Raw genomic sequence first — 16,392 nt, 5'->3', positions numbered from 1 at the left:
TCCGATGGATGCCATGGCGCACGTTGTCTGGCCGCTGGCCGATCTCGAGGTGGTGACCCCGAGACTGACGCTGCGCTATATCAGTGACGAGTTGGGACTCGAGCTGGCTACGCTGGCCGCCAAGGGAATTCACGATCCGGCGACCATGCCGTTCGGCGAGCCCTGGACCGACGTGCCGTCGCCGGAGCTCGAGCGCAATTGTCTGCGGCACTACTGGCGCAACCGCGCCGAGACGACGGTGCAGCGGTGGAACCTCGATCTGGCGGTAATGGTGGGTGCGTCGGTAGTGGGGATGTGCTCGGTGCATGCCGAAGACTTCCCGCAACGGCGGACGCTACTCACCGGGTCCTGGTTGGGACGTGCCCATCAGGGTCAGGGCATCGGCAAGGACATGCGCCAGGCGGCACTGCATCTGATCTTCGCGGGATTCGATGCGGACGCCGCGCGCACCCGGGTCTGGCACGACAACGCGGCCTCGCTGGGGGTGACCCGATCACTGCCCTACACCGAGACTGCCACCACCCGGGAGAGCCGGCGCGAAAGCCCCGACACCATGGTCGAATTCACCATGACGTCGGGGCAGTGGGCCACGATCCGACGCGACGACATCCGTCTCGTCGGGATCGGGCCCGTTCGCGAGATGCTGGGGACTCAGCGATAATCGATGACCACGCGCCCGTCGATCTGTCCGCGTTCCATCCGCCCGAACACCTCGTTGATGTCGTCGAGCTTGGCCGCTTCCACAGTCGGGTGGATCAGTCCGCGGGCGTAGAAATCCAGTGCCTCGGCCATGTCCTGGCGGGTGCCGACGATGGAGCCACGAATCGTCAAGCCCTTCAACACGATATCGAAGATAGGCGCCGGGAAATCTCCGGGCGGCAGGCCGTTGAACACAATGGTGCCGCCGCGGCGGGTCAGGCCGATCGCCTGACCGAAGGCCTGCGGATGCACCGCGGTGACGAGCACGCCGTGCACACCGCCGGTGGCTTTCTGCACCTCCTCGACGACATCGGAGGTCCGGGCATTGACGGTCACCTCGGCGCCCAGCCGGGCGGCCAGCGCGAGTTTGGCGTCGTCGATGTCGACGGCGACTACCCGCAGACCCATCGCACGGGCGTACTGAACCGCGATGTGGCCCAGGCCGCCGATGCCGGAGATCGCCACCCATTGGCCCGGCCGGGTATCGGTGACCTTCAGACCCTTGTAGACCGTGACGCCGGCGCACAGGATCGGTGCCACCTCGAGCGGGTCCACCCCGTCGGGGATCCGAGCCGCGTAGGCGGCATTGACGAGCATGTAGGTGCCGAAGCTGCCATTGACGCTGTAGCCACCGTTGCGCTGGCTCTCGCACAGCGTCTCCCAGCCGGTACGGCAGTACTCGCAGGTGCCACACGCTGACCACAGCCAGGCGTTGCCCACCTTGTCGCCGAGCTTCAGGTCGGTGACGCCGTCGCCGACGGCGACCACGGTGCCGTAGCCCTCATGGCCGGGGATGAACGGCGGTGACGGCTTGACCGGCCAATCACCATGGGCGGCATGCAGATCGGTGTGGCAGACACCGGAGGTTTCCAGTTTGACCAGCACCTCCCCCGGGCCGGGGGCGGGCACGTCGAGGTCGGCGATCCGAAGGGGCGCCCCGAACTCGGTGACGATGGCGGCGCGCATGGTGTCGGTGGTCGCGGATGCGGCGGGAGCGCCGAGTGTCTGGGTCATTGTCTCATTCCATTCCTGAAAGTGTTTGGGGTGAAGGGTCTTTTGACCCCGGTTCTAAGCGATTTCGGCGCGTTTCCGTTCGCTGGGCGGCGGAATGCGCGCCGAAAGTGGTCAGAAGAATCCTTGGGCTTTGTTGCTGTAGGAGACCAGCAGGTTCTTGGTCTGCTGGTAGTGATCCAGCATCATCAGGTGGTTCTCCCGGCCGATACCGGACTGCTTGTAGCCACCGAAGGCGGCATGCGCCGGGTACTGGTGATAGCAATTGGTCCACACCCGACCGGCCTTGATATCGCGCCCAGCCCGATACGCGGTGTTGCCATCACGACTCCACACCCCCGCCCCCAACCCATACAACGTGTCATTAGCGATGCGGATGGCGTCGTCGTAATCAGTAAACGACGTGACAGCCACGACGGGTCCGAAGATTTCCTCTTGGAAGATCCGCATGGCGTTGTGGCCGGTGAAAATCGTCGGCTGCACGTAATAGCCGCCGTTGAGGTCGCCGCCGAGCTCGGCCCGCTCCCCACCGGTAAGCACCTGGGCACCTTCACTCTTACCGATCTCGATATAAGACAGAATCTTCTCCAACTGATCATTGGAGGCCTGCGCGCCGATCATCGTCTCGGTGTCGAGCGGGTCGCCCTGGCGTACTGCCTTGGTGCGGATGGCCGCCATCGCGAGGAACTCGTCGTAGATGTCGGCCTGAATCAGCGACCGTGACGGGCAGGTGCAGACTTCGCCCTGGTTGAGGGCGAACATGGTGAAGCCCTCCAGCGCCTTGTCCTGGTACTCGTCGTTGGCGGCGAGGACGTCGGAGAAGAAGATATTGGGGCTCTTACCACCGAGTTCCAGGGTGACGGGGATGAGGTTCTGCGAGGCGTACTGCATGATCAGCCGGCCCGTGGTGGTCTCTCCGGTGAACGCGATCTTGGCGATCCGGTTGCTCGAGGCCAGCGGCTTGCCGGCCTCGACCCCAAATCCGTTGACCACGTTGATCACACCCGCGGGCAACAAATCCCCGATCACCGACATCAAATACAACACCGACGCCGGAGTCTGCTCAGCCGGCTTGAGCACCACCGCATTACCGGCAGCCAACGCCGGCGCCAGCTTCCATACCGCCATCAGGATCGGGAAGTTCCACGGAATGATCTGGCCGACCACACCGAGGGGCTCGTGGAAGTGATACGCCACGGTGTCCTCGTCGATCTGGGACAGCGAGCCTTCCTGCGCGCGGATGGCACCGGCGTAGTAACGGAAGTGGTCGACGGCCAGGGGAATGTCGGCGTTGAGGGTCTCGCGGATCGGCTTACCGTTGTCCCAGGACTCGGCCAGCGCAATCGACTCCAGATTCGCCTCAATACGATCCGCAATCTTGTTCAACACCAACGCCCGCTCGGCGGGTGAGGTCTTGCCCCAGGCCGGGGCCGCGGCGTGCGCCGCATCCAACGCCAACTCAACATCAGCCGCGGACGACCGAGCCACCTCACAAAACACCTCACCCGTCACCGGCGTGCGGTTCTCGAAATACCCACCCCCCACCGGCGCCACCCACTGACCACCAATGAAATTGTCATAACGGGTCTGGAAGGACATGACGGATCCTTCGGTACCGGGTCTCGCGTAAACGGTCATGCCGCTCTCCTGCCTGCTCAAGACGACGAAATGTGTCGGTCGTCACTGAAGGTAGGCAGTGCAGGGTTGCAGCACGGTTGCACGCGCGCCGCGGCGTCAGCTCAGGTCGAAATCCAGACCGGCAAGCCTGCCCCGGGCCTGCGCCTGCTGTACCGAGCCGGGCAGCGTGCCGTCATGCAGGGCGCGCCAGCCGTCGCGGTCATCACGCCCGTCGGGGCTGTCCAGCCAGCGGCGTAACACCACCGGGTCGCCGGTGGCCAGCACCGCGCTGCGCACCGTCATCGCCATCTCGGTGCGTATCCGCCCGATGGCGGGCGACATCGACTGCGGCAGAAGCGGTCCCAAGTAATGGTCGAGCGCGCCGGCCACATCACCGGCATCCAGCGCCTGGTACACCTCGGCGATATCGGTGGTGATCGGCACCAACAGCCGGTAGGGCCGCGACCCGATGACGTCCGCGCCGACGACCTTGCGCAGTCGCGACATCTCGGCGCGCACCGTCACAACGTCGAGGTCCTTGTCATCGAGCAGCATCGCAAGGTGATCGGCGCTCAGCCCCTCCGGGTGGCGGCTGAGCAGAACCAGGATGTCGGCGTGGCGGCCGGTGAGCGGGGTGGCGCGAAGATGCCCGAACTCGTCGGTGACCAGCCAGCGCGGCCGCTCTGACCCCAGCACCGCCAACCGCGGGCGGGTCGGGGCGGCTTCGGCACTCGACCCGGTCAACCGCAACAGCGCCAAGTGGTTCTCGACGGCCAGGACGGTCGCGCGCACCAGGGCCAGGGTTTGAGGGGTCGCCACCGCGGCCCCGCCGGTCAGGTCGAGCGCCCCGATCAGGGTGCCGGTGCTCGGGTCATGGACCGGTACCGCGGTACAACTCCACGGTTGAACCACACGGGAAAAGTGCTCCGAGCCGCGGATCTGCAGCTCGACATCCAGCGCCAGCGCGGTGCCCGGCGCGTTGGTGCCCGCCCCGCGTTCGCTCCAGTCCGCGCCGGGCACGAAGTTCATCGCCTCGGCTCGTCGGCAGGCGCTGCGGTCGCCCTCCACCCAGAGCAGCGTTCCGTCGGCGGCGGTCACCGCGACGACCACGCCGGATCCGTCGGCATCCTGCACCAGCAGCCGCCGGATCACCGGGAGCGCAAGTGCCAGTGGATGGGTGTCGCGCAGCCGGGCCAGCTCCTCGCCCACCGGCGAGGGTTGGGCCGCCCCATCGGGATCGACCCCCTTGGCCAGGCTGCGCTGCCAGCTCTTGGCCACGAGGGGCCGAAGCGGGCTGGATGCCAGGTAGGAGGCGTCGACCTCGCCGGCCACGAACAGCTCGTGCACGGCGCGCAGCATCGCCGACGGACGCAGGCTGCCCGCGCCCGTCACAGATGTTCTGCTTGTCTTCGCACTCCTCATCGGCGATCACACTCCTCGCGCGTGCGGCCACGATACGCCACATCAGCTACCCCATGGCGGCTTGTGCCGAGGATCCGAAGTGCAGTCGCACCGGCCGGCCAGGCGCGTCCGCGCCATAAACTGACTCGATGGCACGGCCACCGGAGTTCGATCGTTCTCACGCGTTGGTCGCCGCCCTGCATCTGTTTTGGGAGAAGGGTTACGAACGCACGACGGTGCGTGACCTGACCGAGGCGATGGGCATCTCGGCGCCCAGCCTGTACAACTCCTTCGGCGACAAGAAGAGACTGTTCGACGAAGCCGTCGCCGAGTACACCAGCGGCCCGGCCCGGGTCATTCCACCGGCGCTTGCCGAGTCCAGCGCTCGCGACGTCTTCGCCAGGATCCTCGACATCGCCGTCCGTGAATACGGCAGTGTTGAGCATCCGCCTGGGTGTTTCGTCATCTCCGATCCCGTCCTGCGAGACGAACGCCAATCCGGCCGGGAAGCTATTCGTGACCGTCTTCGTCAGGCGTCGGCCGACGGAGACCTCCCCGCCGACGCCGATATCGATGCGCTCACCGACTTCATCGACATCGTCTTGCGGGGGATGTCGTCACTCGCGCGCGACGGCGCCGATGGCAAAGCGCTTCGGGCGGCAGCCGACGTCGCGCTGCGCGCGTGGCCGCGGTCCCGGCGGCCACCGGGACGCGACCGGTGAGGTCATGGCGGCCCATGCCCGCATTCAGCTGCCGATAGCAAGATCCATCTCGGCCGGGCTGTCGCCGGCGATCGGCTGCGAGATGAAACTGTGCGTCGTCAGTGGTCCGCCGAACTGCTGCAGCAGGCCGCCCCGGTCGTTGCGTCCGAGGTCGATGGGAGCGAAGCCCAGTCGCTCGATCAATGCCGAGATCTGGTCGCGGGCGTCGCGATGATTGCCGGACAGGAACACCACCCGACGCCCGCCGTGCCCGTCGTTGGGGTCACGGGCGAGCACCTTGGCCCACGTGCTGCCGAAGGCCTTGACGACGCGGGCGTTGGTTGCCCAGTCCTCGGCCAGATCCGACGACGCTCGCCCGCCCAGGTCCGCCGGGCCGAACGTGCTGTAGTCGATCGCATTGGTCGCATCGACGATGATGCGCCCCTCCCAATCGGGCACCCGCTCGACCAGGCCGCGCACTGCATCGAAAGGAACGGCCAACACGACAATCGCAGCGTGCAGGGCTTCGTCGACATCGACCGGTTTGATCACGGGCCCGATCCGCTCCACCAGCGGCGTCACGGCCGAGACCCCCTTTGCGGTCGCCATGCTGACGTCGAGTTCCCGTCGTTGGAATTGCCGGGCCAACGCGGTACCAATGTTGCCGGTACCAATGATCGAGTACGTCACCTGATGCCTCTCGTCGAGTGAACCCATGCCCCATGGATGTGCGGTCTCCGATGCGCCCACTGCGCATTCCGGACTCGGCCGCCACCTGTTATCGTCGTAGCCGACCCGTTTTATCTAACATGATACAAAACAATGCTTCGGGTGGCGGCCGCCAGCGCGGGGTCAAGTCCGTCGCCAGCTTGTTGCTCAGTGCCACAACGGCATTCACCATCGCGTGGACCGTCCGCTGATGACAGCTTTAGAAGGCCAATACCGTAGCGAAGGGGAACCAGCAGTGCCCAGCCCAGTGGAACAACTGATGCACGACAACTTGCTCGCGGTGTTCAACGAGCGCGACGACGCCAAGCGACAGGCGGCAACAGAGCGCAGCTACGCCCCCGACGTGCGATGGACGGATGCCGAGGGCACCACAACCGGCCATGCCGCGCTGGAAGCCAAGTGCGTTGGGCTGCAGAGCGGTCTGGGCAATCTGCAGTTTCAGGCCGCCGGGCCGGTCCATGAATTGCCCGGCTTCGGTTACCTGGCCTGGGAATTGGTCGACCCCGCAAGTGGTGGCACGCAGATGAGTGGGTTCGACACCGCGCTGATCGCCGACGGCCTGATCACCCATCTGTGGACTGTCCTCACCCCGCCGCAGCAATAAGGGACCCTCGGTGACTGTGTGGCCCCACCGGCTCTCCCCCGGCGGGGCCACACAGAGTTCACGGGCCCGAGCCTCACCCCCACATTCCGGCGGCGCGCCGATCGGCGTCGGCGACATCGGCGGCTCCATCGCGTACCGCAGCGCCCAGGCGAACGAGGATGTCGTGCAGAGCCGATGCGGCCTGGTGCCACCGCGCCTGCTCGGATTGATAGGCGGTCGCGGCATCACGCGTCCAGACCTGCTGCAGCGGGGCGATCTGGCGACTGAGATCGTCCAGCGCCGCACGCAGCCGGACCGAGGTGCTCTGGATGTCGCCGAGCACGCCGGCCTCGATCTCGGCGAAGTCGTAGGAAAGGATGGGGTCCACTGCCGTCGATCCCTGGCTAGAGGTGGGCGGTCAGATCGGCGATGCGCCGAGCGTGCAAGTCCGCGGCCTCACGCAGCTGATGCTCGTTGTTGCGGATCGTATCGGCGATGCCGGCCAGCGCGTGCGACAGCCGGGTCGACTCGTCGTTCCAGTGGGCGACAACGGTTTTGAACCGTGCCGCCGCAAGTCCTCCCCATACCGTTGGCGGCACCGCCTCCATGCGGGTGATGAAGCCCTGCAACAAAACCCGGATCTCGTCGTTTCGCGCGTCGGCGGTTGACGCGACCGAGCGCATGAGATCAAAGTCGGTACTCAAAGTCGTCATTGGACCATCATTTCAGTTGAGTTACTCACGCTCACAATGGATTCGACGTTCACCGTGCGGGCCCGGTTCCCATCAGTTCCCTGGCCGATCGAATCGCCTCCGCACAGGGCTGTGCGACGGAATCCTCTCGGCCCGCGGCGCTCTGGCACCCGATGCTGATCCGCGTCGAACCGTCCAGCACCACCGACCACCGGATCTCTCGCCCGGCCCGGATCTCGCGATAGGTGACCGCCGGGCGCTCACCGCGGCGGTCGGTCGCATTGAAGTCGACGAATACCCCTTCGGGTTGCTCGCCGACGGCCTGCCGCAGCGTCGCGGCCGTCGTGTCCAAGGTTTCACCCGGCGCGTAGGACTGGGTCAGGTGCAGGGCCGCGGCGCGATCTACCGGCGAGCTGACCTGGACCCGGCGCGAACCCGGGCCCGCGGTGATCCGGGTGACCGCCCAGCTACGCGGGATTCGCGCCGTGACACGCCCCTCGACCAGATCGACGGTCTCGGCGACCGGGGCGCCGGCGCGGGAGTCGGCCGGCGCGGCGGCAATACCCAGCCCGCACACCGCAGCGGCCACCGAGACGGCCGCAGCGGTAGCCGCCCACGAGCGCCGCGGTTCCACCGCCCGTTCGGCGTCCGGAGCCGGCCCCGCCACGTCGTCGATCTGGGCAAGCTCCACCCACGCACCCTGCCGATGCATCGCGCCGCGGACGGCACGGGCGAAGTCACCGGCATCCGGGGTCGCATCGATCAGAGTCCGCGTGCCGTGGGTGTCCACTCGGCGGGCAATCTCAGCCGGGTCGACGGGGCGGCGCAGCACTGTCGGCGGCTGCTCTCGCCCGGCGATGGCCACCACCTCGGCGGTGATCTCGATGACCGCGGTGGCCTGCCCGGCAGTGAACAGCCTCGCCCTGGGCACCGCGACAACCTCGGCGGCGATCGGCGCCGCCGCCTCGATGATCCGTCTCACCCGCCGCTGCGACCACCAGGACGGGTGCACGACGGTCAGTGACTGCCGCGGCGGGACCAGTGCCGCGATGATCGTCTGCCACAGCGCGGCCACCGCCACCGGACGTTCGTCGAGCAGCACCGTGGTGTCATCGATGCCGTCGAGCGCGGTCGTCATCAGCGCGGGACGCACCGACGTCGGCGTTATGGACGCGTCTGCTCGCACCGCCGTACCGGAGCGTCGGTCTGGGCGAAGCGTTGGTAGGGTCCGCACCCAGGTTGGGCCGACCTCGAGGATGGTGCCGGTCACGGTGGGCACCAGCCGACCTGAACGCGTTGTGCGCCCGCGTGAGTCACGAACAGTCCCCGCCCGGGCGGCTGCGCCGCCGCGCGGTGCGGGCCGATCAGCGGCCCCTCCTCGGGGCTTCCGCTCATCAACAGGCCCAGGCAGCCGCCGTCCCGAAGTTGCGCCAAGAACGGCTCGTACATCGCGCGGGCGGTGCCCGCACAGCGGCGCGCCACGATCAGGTGCAGGCCGATGTCCGTGGCGTGCGGCAGCAGGGTGAGCAACGGGGTGAGCGCATCTGCCGACGTGGTGGAGACGAGGTCATAGTCGTCGACGACGACGAAAACGTCGGGTCCCGTCCACCAGGATCTGGTCCGCAGTTGCTCGATCGGTGTGTCCGCGGCCGGCATCCGGCTCTGCAGCAGGCTGATCAGCGCGGGTAGTTGATCCACCAGCCCGCGCTCGGAAAAGGCGTATCCGCGCAGCGGCGAATCCGCTGCGACACCTAGCAGGCCGCGTCGGTAGTCGACGATGAACAGCTGGGCGGCGGGGCCGCGTATCAGCTCGTGACACAGGGTGCGCAGCGCGGCGGTCTTCCCACACTCCCGGTCACCGACGATCAGCAGGTGCGGATGCCGGTCGAAATCCACTGCGACGGCAGTTAGCTCGACCTCGCAGAGGCCGAGCAGGACCCGGCTCGGGCTCTGCGCCTGATCCACCACCGTTTGGTGGTCGACGACGGGTGGGAGCAGTCGCACCGGTGGCGCCTGCCAGGATCTGTCGTCCGCGACGGCGGTGCCGTCCGGCCGGGCGATCAGGAGGTGGTCGCCCGCGGCGGTGATGCCCCGGCCGGGCGCCCCGATCGGGACCTGCGCCGCCCGTTTGCGGTCGATGTCGGAGTCCAGCGGATCACCCAGGCGGAGTTCGATTCTGGTGCCGATCTGGTCCTTCAATCCAGGACGGATCTCAGCCCACCGGCCCGCGGTGAGAACCAGGTGAACACCGAATGACAGACCCCTGGCCGCGTACCCGGTGATCGTCGGCTCCAGGTCGGGAAACTCATCGCGTATCGTGGCCCAGCCGTCGATGACAAGGACGATGTCACCGTAGGGGTCTGTGTCGCTTCCCGATTCGCGCGCGGACAGGATCGCGCCGATGTGGTGGACGGCCCGGCGGACCAACTCCGGCTCGTGACGGCCTGCCACCGTTCCGACGTGCGGGTAGACACCCACCTCGGCAAGGATGCCCCCGCCGAAATCCAGGCAGTAGAACGCAACCCGCCGCGGCGGGTGCCGGGCGGCCAGCGCGGTCACCAGCGTGCGCACCGTGGTCGACTTGCCGCTCTGGGGCGCGCCGACCACGGCCGCGTTCCCGCCGGCACCGGCGAGGTCGACCTCCAGAGCTGATCGTCGCTGCTCGAATGGGAGATCAACGACGCCGATGGCCACGCTCATCTCTCGGGTCGAAACCGTCACCAATTCCGAAAGTTGCGGCGATGTCGTCAGGGGCGGTAACCAGACCTGATGTGCGCGCGGGCCACGGCCCCGGAACCGGTCGACGACGATGTCGGTCATGGTGGACGCGCCGGTGCCGGCCGGGGGCGCCGGCACGGGAGACGAGGTGAACCGCCGCACGGCCGGCAGCTGGGTGGGCGGGGTCCGGGGCAGGGTGGTCCCGAGGTAGGTGGCTTGGAACCGGATCAGCTGCCCGTCGCCGGTGCGCAGCAGAGCGGCCCCGGGGCGGGCGGGAAGGTCCGCGGCGTCGGCCACGCCGAGGACGGCGCGCGATTCAACAGCGGTCGAGGTCTTGAGACAGATCCGATAGGACAGATGGGATTCCAGTCCGCGCAGGCGCCCTTCGTCCAGGCGCTGGCTGGCCAGCAGCAGATGCACTCCCAGCGATCGCCCCACCCGTCCGATCATGGTGAACAGCTCGGCGAATTCCGGATGATGGTGCAGCAGTTCGGCGAATTCGTCGACGACGACGAACAACGACGGCAGCACCGGCAGCGCCGCGTCGCTCGCGCACTGCCGGCGATAAGCACCCAGGTTGACGGCGTTGCCGGCGCGGCGCAACAACTGCTGGCGGCGCTGGATTTCGCCGCTGAGGGCATCGATCGCGCGGGCGACAAGATGGGCCGCATCGCTGAGGTTGGTGATGACGGCGGCGACGTGGTGCAGCCCTTCCATCCCGAGAAAGGTCGCCCCGCCCTTGAAGTCGATCAGCACGAGGTTGAGGTCGTCGGGACCATGGCGGGCAATCATCCCGAGCACGATGGTCCGCAGCAGTTCCGATTTTCCCGACCCCGTCGCACCAACGCACAAGCCATGCGGGCCGTGGCCGCACTCGGCGGGTTCCTTGATGTCGAGGTCGACGGGGGCGCCGTCCGGGGTGGTACCGATGGCGACCCGCAGCCGCTCGCTCGGTGTCGTCCTCACCCAGATGCGTTCCGGCTCTGTAGCATTCGCCTCGCCGATGCCTATGGCCGCACACCAGCGAGCCAGATCACCGGGGGCGGATTCGGTCTCCCGATGGCGGGCGAGGCGGCGTGCGCAGAATCGCGCGGCGGCCACGTCCATGCCGTCGGTGTGCGCGAACGGTTCGATCCGATCGCCGGTTTGTACGGCGAGCCGGTCACCGTCGACGTGTAACCGCAGTGCGTCACCAGGGGCATTCCCGACGACGATGGCGCAAACCTCGGGACCGACGAGACTGCGATGGTCGGCACCGTCGACGACCACTACGACGTGGCGGTGCGCTGTCGACTCGGCGGTGGCCGGGCCGGCCTCGGCCGGGGTGGCGTAGACCATCGGCCCGCCCACGACGGGATCGGCGTTGTGCGGCAGCCATTTCAGCCAGTCCCAGTGGTCGCGTCGGCCGGCAACCGCCGCGATCGCGACGACGTCCGGACCGTGCAGCACCGCCAGCTGGCAGAGCATCGCCCGCACCAGGGCGCGCGCCTGCATAGGCTCTCCCTCCACGGCGAGCAGACGTATCCCGCGCAGCGCGATCGCCACCGGCATCTCGTCGGCGCTGGCATAGCTGCGCACGAGGTGGCGCAGCGCATCCGCGGTCACCGGGTCGGTGTCGTCGGGCGGACCGGTCGGCGGCAGCACCATCCGGCGTGCCAGCCGCTGCGGGCCCACCCCGACTCGGACATGGCCGAAGTCCGAGTCGTGGACGCCGCGCTCCCACATCCGCCGCCCACCGACCAGCGTCCACAGTGCAGCTGGCGCAGGATGGGTCCAGGTCAGCGCCTCCCGCTGCTGGCGCGTCGCCGTGCCGAGCAGTTCACCGAGTCGTTCCAACTCGGCCAGGTATCGCCTGCGCTGGTCGTCGAGGCGACCGGTGCCGCCTCGCACCCCGAACTGTGCGGCCATGCCCGCCGCTGACACGAGCATCATGACCGGAGCGAGGACCGCGCCGGGGCCCCGGGCGGCCATGCCCGAGGCCCACACCAGGGCGGCGATCCCGGCCATCGAGCCCAGCGCAATCACCGGCAGCAGCCGCGCCATCCCGGCGCGCGCCTGGACCCGCGGCGGCGGTGGGATAACCACGTCGTCGGTCGGGAACTCGGGCGGTGCCAGCCTGGCGGGCCGATCCATGAGCGGGACGGTAGACATCGGCGGCCTGCGCCGGCAATTCACCTGTGGACAGCGGAGTTCGGCGACACCGCCAGCTGGCTAACGTCCGCTGGCATGAATGCCACCGAGCAGTCGTGCCGGGTGTCGATCCGCGTCGGCGACCACGAGGCCGACCTCACGGTGCCGGCGCACGTCCCGGTCCGGGAACTGCTGCCCGCAATCGTCGAGGCCACCGGCGAAGATCTCTGCGGACGCGATCTGCGTCTGGTCCGGGTCGGCGGAGATCCGATCGATCCGGGAACGACGCTGGCCCACAACGACGTCGGCGACGGTGACCTGCTGATCCTGGCGCCGGTCCCGCCACCAGCCCCGCGCCCGCCGCTCGATGCGTGCGCCACGGTCGCCGAGGCCGTCGAGGCGGCGACCCGCCCATACGGGCCCACGACCCGTCGCAGGGTGCTGCGGTGGGCCGCGGGGTGGATGGCGGCGGTGCTGGCGGTGCTGCTCGGACAACCATTGTTCGATCTGCAGGCGCCCCGGTACCCCGGCGTGGCCGGCGCGGCGGCAGCGGCGGCGCTGGCCGGGGCGGTGACGCTACGCCGGCGTGACCACCGTGTCCCGGGGCCGACCGCGCTCGGTGTGCTGGCGGCGGCTCTGGCTGCTCTGAGTGGGCTGCTGACCGGTTCGGGCCTGGCCGGCTTCGTGCTCGCGATGTCGGCGGTCGCGTCGATGTCGCTGGTGGCGTGGCGGCTGTTGGACTGTGCTCCGGTGGTCTTCCTGCCATTGTCGGGGGCGGCGATGGCCACTTCGGCGGCCACGACGGCAGCGCTCACCGGCTGGTGGCCCCTGCCCGCAGCCGGCCCGGCGCTGGCGACCGGCGCGCTGATCATCCTCGGCTGGTCCCCGCGGCTGGCGGTACGCAGCTGTGGGCTGGGATCGATCGAGGACCTCGATGCCGGGCTTCGTTCCCGGGCGGTCACCGCGCACCAGCGACTGAGCCTGGTGGTGGTGACGGCGGCCGCGGCCACCGCTGCCGGAGCCGCGATCACTGCGGTGACCACGCCCCGACCGGCCACCGCGGCCGCCTTCATCTCGACGGCCGCGGTGGCGTTGCTGTTGCGGCTGCGCCGCCATCGCGAACCGTATAGCGTTGCAGCAATTGCTCTTTCGTCTGCCGCGGCGGCGACATCGCTGATCTGCCTCGCGGCCGCCGCGGAACCGAGCAGCACCCCGTGGCTGTGCGGTGTCCTGGTGTCGGCCGCGGCGACGGCCGTCTGCCTCGGTGGGCGAGGCCCCTGGCTGCGCTCGCCGGCGGCCCGTCGCGCGGTCGCGGTGCTCGATCTGGCGGTCACCACGGCCGTGGTACCCCTTGCCGCCGCGACGGCGGGGGCTTTCGCGACGCTGCGAGAGACCCTGCTGCCGTGAGAGATCCAGCCGCACGAGTGCTCGCGGTGACGGTGGCGGTACTGCTGTGCGCTTCCCATTGCGCGCCCCCGGCGTTCGCGGTCGGACCGCCGGCGGTCGACAACTCGCTGCTGCCGCCGCCGGCGCCACCGGCGCCGCCGCAGCCGACCGAGCAGCAGGAGAGTTGCACGGTACCCATGGCCGCCCAGAATACGGACACGACGGCACCCCAGGCCGACGCCTTCGACCTGCCGGCGATCTGGCGGCTGACCCGCGGAGCCGGCCAGCGGGTCGCGGTGATCGACACCGGGATCGCTCCGCACCGTCGGCTGTCTGGCGTCGTGGCCGGGGGTGACTACGTGTCCGGCGGTGACGGACGACAGGACTGCGACGGACACGGCACCGTCGTGGCCGGCATCATCGCGGCCACCCCCGACCCGGGCGGTGGCGGGTTCACCGGGATCGCCCCAGAGGCCACGCTCATCGCGATCCGGCAGTCGAGCAATAAGTTCGGTCCGGTCGCGGATCCATCGAGTCGTGGATTCGGCGACGTCTCCACACTGGCGATGGCGGTGCGCACCGCGGCCGACATGGGTGCCTCGGTGATCAATATCTCCTCGGTTGCCTGCGCCGAAACGACGCTGGATGACCGGGCGCTGGGGGCCGCGCTGTTCTATGCCGTCGACGTCAAGGACGCGGTGGTGGTGACCGCCGCGGGCAATGTCGGCGGGCCCGGCCAATGCCCGGCGCAGAACGCCTCGGCCTACCCCACCGTGATCGCCAGTCCGGCGTGGTACGACGACTACGTGCTGGCCGTCGCCTCGGTGGGGCCCGGCGGTCGACCATCCCCGTTCAGTCTCAACGGCCCCTGGGTCGACGTCGCGGCGCCGGGGGAAGACGTTGTCTCCCTTGATGTTGACGGCGAGGGGCTGGTCGACTCGATGCCGGCGCCGGCGGGCCCGTCGCCGATCTCAGGAACCAGTTATGCCGCTCCACTGGTCAGCGGCCTGGTGGCGCTGGTGCGGTCACGCTTCCCCCGGCTCTCGGCGCGACAGGTGATGGGCCGCATCGAGAACACCGCGCACCATCCCCCCGCCGGATGGGATCCCGTCGTCGGCAATGGTGTCGTCGATCCGCTCGGCGCGCTCAGCGATCACACCGCGCAGCCGCCCGCCCCGCCGGCGCGCCGGATCGATGCGCCGGTGCCGGAACGTCCCGACCCGCAGCACCGGTTGCCGGTCGCGGCGATTGCGGCGGGACTATGCCTGGCCGGTCTGGCCGCCGCCGGGTCCGCGCGGCTACGGCGCCGCGCCGATGTCGCGGGCGACTAGGGCGCTCTCGCGGCTGAGCTCGGGTCCGGCGGGCAACGCCCCGATCATCGTCCAGGGCGCCGGCGATCCGGCAGGGCCGAGGCCCAACGCGGTGGCCGCCGCCGAATCATGAATGGGGAAGCGAACTCCCGCATCGGTGACCAGGTAGCGACCTACCGCCCCGCGATCGGTGGTCAACATCGTGGCGGTGATATCAACGGTTCGTCCGGGCGGTACCCGGACGAAATCGATCCCGGGGCCGGCACCGTCGGATCCGGCCAACGCGACGGCGGGCCGGTCGCCGCTCGGCAGGTCCAGCGCGATACCGCTGCGGCCGGCGGCCCACGTCGCGCACAGGCCGTCGCCAACGGTGCGAAGCGCGGGCGGATCTTCGGGATAGGCGCCCACCGGCAGGGCGTCGAGAAGGGGGCTGCCGGCGATCAGCCCTGGTGCCACGGTGAGGATTTGGGCCCCGGCCGCCGGATCCGAGAACCGAACGAGGTCGGCGGCCAACCGTCCGACGCGCTGGAGTCCGGCGGCCAGGACAAGGTAGTACTCGGGTGAATCGGCGCGGGCGACCCGCAGGACGGTGCCGACGGGATGACCCGCGGCCCCCGATGGTTGCCCCATTCCGGTGATCCGGGGCGGGGCGATTCCGGGGACCTCGGGGATCGCGTTGAGCACCGCCGCCGACACCTTCCGCGCCGATACGCCGTCGAGGTGCAGCGCTCGCGCCGTCGCCGGATCACCGGGGTCGATGATCGCGCGCTTGCCGTCATAGAGCAGGTACACCGAGCCGTCCCCCGGCGTGGCGGAGACGACAACGCCCTCATTCGGCTCAAGCGGTCTTGGCGGCGGGTCCTCGGAAACGGCGATAGTGGTCGCTGCGTCGGCGTCGTCGCACACCGCCCACTGGATGGTGGCGGACGCGATCGGCCGGCCCAGCGACCGCGGCGCCGCGGGGATACCCAGGACCGGCCCGCTGGTGACATCGCCGAGGAAGGACTCATCGACTAGTCGGGGCACCTCCGCAGACCCCAGGATCAACCGGGCCGAGGCCACGTTCGCCACCGGACGTAGCTGCCCGTCGACTCGAACGAACAGCGCGCCGGACTGTCGCGACATCACCAGCGGGGCGTCCCCCGGGCCGGAGTCCACTCGCCCCGCTGCCACGACCGCGGTCAGCACCAGCGCCCCGGCCGTCACTGCGGCGCCGGTCAGCATCGCGAGCCGTTGCACGCCAAGCGGGTCGCGTTCCAGCGGCGGGCGCCGGCCCAGGACGGCGTAGTCCATCCGGCGCAGCCGGAAGCGCTGCGCACTCGACTGCAGGCGAAGCGATGGGCGGCCGGCCATCAGAGGACGCTAGAACAGTTGCCGCGACGGCGTTTCCGTCCATCAACAGCCGGTGGCTCCGA

The 16,392-nt window shown here is 69.1% G+C and carries 14 protein-coding genes; 5 read left to right on the top strand and 9 right to left on the bottom strand.

All coding sequences use genetic code 11. From position 1 onward, the window contains the following. The first annotated feature begins 13 nt into the window (after positions 1-13). Positions 14-661, top strand: coding sequence for a GNAT family N-acetyltransferase (locus tag ADBZ9K_RS13055; RefSeq protein ID WP_526621135.1), 648 nt, complete (start codon positions 14-16; stop codon positions 659-661). Here ADBZ9K_RS13055 and adhP read toward each other — a convergent pair. The 3 genes from adhP to ADBZ9K_RS13040 all read right to left on the bottom strand — a co-directional run bounded on the left by adhP (position 652) and on the right by ADBZ9K_RS13040 (position 4,749). Further along, positions 652-1,713 carry an alcohol dehydrogenase AdhP gene (gene adhP / locus ADBZ9K_RS13050; protein WP_526621133.1) on the bottom strand — a complete coding sequence of 354 codons (1,062 nt, stop codon included), beginning with the start codon at positions 1,711-1,713 and terminating at the stop codon, positions 652-654. The genes ADBZ9K_RS13055 and adhP overlap by 10 nt on opposite strands. A 111-nt stretch (positions 1,714-1,824) precedes the next feature. Continuing rightward, a complete protein-coding gene (adh, locus tag ADBZ9K_RS13045; RefSeq protein ID WP_526621131.1) occupies positions 1,825-3,348 on the bottom strand; it encodes an aldehyde dehydrogenase in 1,524 nt (507 codons plus the stop codon). Between the two features lie 96 nt (positions 3,349-3,444). Next, positions 3,445-4,749: a helix-turn-helix domain-containing protein gene (locus tag ADBZ9K_RS13040; RefSeq protein ID WP_526621129.1), complete on the bottom strand. Its 1,305-nt coding sequence runs from the start codon at positions 4,747-4,749 to the stop codon at positions 3,445-3,447. 128 nt (positions 4,750-4,877) lie between these two features. On the opposite strand from ADBZ9K_RS13040, the gene ADBZ9K_RS13035 reads away from it, so the two are divergent. Then, on the top strand, positions 4,878-5,450 hold the full coding sequence (locus ADBZ9K_RS13035; RefSeq protein WP_526621127.1) for a TetR/AcrR family transcriptional regulator: 573 nt from the start codon (positions 4,878-4,880) through the stop codon (positions 5,448-5,450). 24 nt (positions 5,451-5,474) lie between these two features. Here ADBZ9K_RS13035 and ADBZ9K_RS13030 read toward each other — a convergent pair whose 3' ends face one another. Continuing rightward, on the bottom strand, positions 5,475-6,146 hold the full coding sequence (locus tag ADBZ9K_RS13030) for an NADPH-dependent F420 reductase (protein WP_526621125.1): 672 nt from the start codon (positions 6,144-6,146) through the stop codon (positions 5,475-5,477). A gap of 271 nt (positions 6,147-6,417) precedes the next feature. Between ADBZ9K_RS13030 and ADBZ9K_RS13025 the strand changes: the two genes are divergently transcribed. After that, positions 6,418-6,762, top strand: coding sequence for a nuclear transport factor 2 family protein (locus ADBZ9K_RS13025; RefSeq protein WP_526621123.1), 345 nt, complete (start codon positions 6,418-6,420; stop codon positions 6,760-6,762). A gap of 73 nt (positions 6,763-6,835) precedes the next feature. Here the strand turns inward: ADBZ9K_RS13025 and ADBZ9K_RS13020 are convergent, their stop codons facing one another. Genes ADBZ9K_RS13020 through eccCa form a run of 4 tightly spaced genes read right to left on the bottom strand, consistent with a single transcriptional unit; the run spans position 6,836 to position 12,302 of the window. Next, on the bottom strand, positions 6,836-7,129 hold the full coding sequence (locus tag ADBZ9K_RS13020) for a WXG100 family type VII secretion target (RefSeq protein ID WP_526621122.1): 294 nt from the start codon (positions 7,127-7,129) through the stop codon (positions 6,836-6,838). A 16-nt stretch (positions 7,130-7,145) separates the two neighbouring features. Beyond that, the gene (locus ADBZ9K_RS13015) at positions 7,146-7,454 is read right to left on the bottom strand and encodes a WXG100 family type VII secretion target (protein ID WP_526621121.1); all 309 of its coding nucleotides are present in this window, start codon (positions 7,452-7,454) and stop codon (positions 7,146-7,148) included. A 49-nt stretch (positions 7,455-7,503) separates the two neighbouring features. Further along, positions 7,504-8,712: a type VII secretion-associated protein gene (locus ADBZ9K_RS13010; RefSeq protein ID WP_526621119.1), complete on the bottom strand. Its 1,209-nt coding sequence runs from the start codon at positions 8,710-8,712 to the stop codon at positions 7,504-7,506. After that, positions 8,700-12,302, bottom strand: a complete 3,603-nt coding sequence (gene eccCa, locus ADBZ9K_RS13005; RefSeq protein ID WP_526621117.1) for a type VII secretion protein EccCa — start codon at positions 12,300-12,302, stop codon at positions 8,700-8,702. The genes ADBZ9K_RS13010 and eccCa overlap by 13 nt, the downstream gene beginning before the upstream one ends. A gap of 75 nt (positions 12,303-12,377) precedes the next feature. On the opposite strand from eccCa, the gene eccD reads away from it, so the two are divergent. Beyond that, on the top strand, positions 12,378-13,688 hold the full coding sequence (gene eccD, locus ADBZ9K_RS13000) for a type VII secretion integral membrane protein EccD (protein ID WP_526621115.1): 1,311 nt from the start codon (positions 12,378-12,380) through the stop codon (positions 13,686-13,688). Continuing rightward, entirely contained in the window at positions 13,685-14,998 is a 1,314-nt protein-coding gene (gene mycP, locus ADBZ9K_RS12995; protein ID WP_526621114.1) for a type VII secretion-associated serine protease mycosin, read from the top strand. The genes eccD and mycP overlap by 4 nt, the downstream gene beginning before the upstream one ends. Here mycP and eccB read toward each other — a convergent pair. Continuing rightward, positions 14,966-16,330, bottom strand: coding sequence for a type VII secretion protein EccB (gene eccB / locus ADBZ9K_RS12990; RefSeq protein ID WP_526621112.1), 1,365 nt, complete (start codon positions 16,328-16,330; stop codon positions 14,966-14,968). The genes mycP and eccB overlap by 33 nt on opposite strands. Positions 16,331-16,392: the final 62 nt, after the last annotated feature.

The sequence above is a fragment of the Mycobacterium sp. genome, from assembly GCF_965229265.1.
GTDB lineage: Bacteria > Actinomycetota > Actinomycetes > Mycobacteriales > Mycobacteriaceae > Mycobacterium.
This window is presented reverse-complemented; position numbering and strand designations above follow the sequence as displayed.